Annotated in this window: 2 protein-coding genes; one reads left to right on the top strand and one right to left on the bottom strand. The window is 54.7% G+C overall.

Going from position 1 to position 774, the window contains the following annotated elements; genetic code table 11:
• Window positions 1-223, bottom strand: a 223-nt coding sequence (locus A3730_RS25695; protein ID WP_197477642.1) for an HU family DNA-binding protein, incomplete at its 3' end; no start/stop codon positions are given.
• Between the two features lie 379 nt (window positions 224-602).
• Between A3730_RS25695 and A3730_RS29995 the strand changes: the two genes are divergently transcribed.
• On the top strand, window positions 603-774 hold a 172-nt coding region (locus tag A3730_RS29995), incomplete at its 3' end, for an OB-fold nucleic acid binding domain-containing protein (protein ID WP_156501368.1).

The raw sequence follows: 774 nt of genomic DNA, 5'->3' as shown, positions 1-774 counted from the left end.
GGCCCGGCAGGGTGAACTGGCCGGCGCCACGCTTTTTCAGGTGACCTTCCATGATATCGGCAAGTTCGTCGAAAACCGCGTTGACGTCTTTCTTGGTCAGGCCGGTGGTTTCACTGATCTGGTTAACGATCTGGGTTTTGTTCATCGGTTCGGTGATGGTTTTCACCTTGCGAGCCGCTGTAGCGCTGGATGCTTTAGCAGCTGTCTTTTTCTTTGCAGCCATGGATTGCTTACCCCTTATTGGTGTCTTCCTGATGTTGTATTGGTTCCGCAATGGTGCGGATAACCGGCGGTGCTTCCTTGTCAGGTGTGGCCCTGGACTGCACAACACAGTGGCCCCCTGATAGGGTTCGCATCTTTTATATGCCATGGATTTTCAGGGCACAAGGCGTTGAGACACTATTTTTCAAGGTATTTTGTGAAATTAGGTAGGCATGTGGCCCGTTTGGCAGTGAATCGCCGTCTGGCATGGCTCGGGGACGGTTGAATCGCTATACTGTGGCGCCTTTTTCAGTGGTCCGGCGTCGGGGCAGGTTCCAGCGAGCCTGGGATCGCCTTCAATGAGCCGGACGGCGTAATCAGAATAGAAGCGGACGTTAAGCATGCGAAGCCATTATTGCGGTGATTTGCGAGCCTCCCACGACGGAGAAACAGTAGAGCTTTGCGGTTGGGTCAGTCGCCGCCGTGACCATGGTGGGGTGATCTTCCTCGACCTGCGCGATCGCAATGGTCTGGTCCAGGTGGTCTTCGACCCGGATACGGTGGAAGCTTTTG

The sequence above is a fragment of the Alcanivorax sp. HI0044 genome (genome assembly GCF_001634945.1).
Note: the sequence above shows the minus strand (reverse complement) of the source record. Positions and strands in the feature narration are given on the sequence as shown.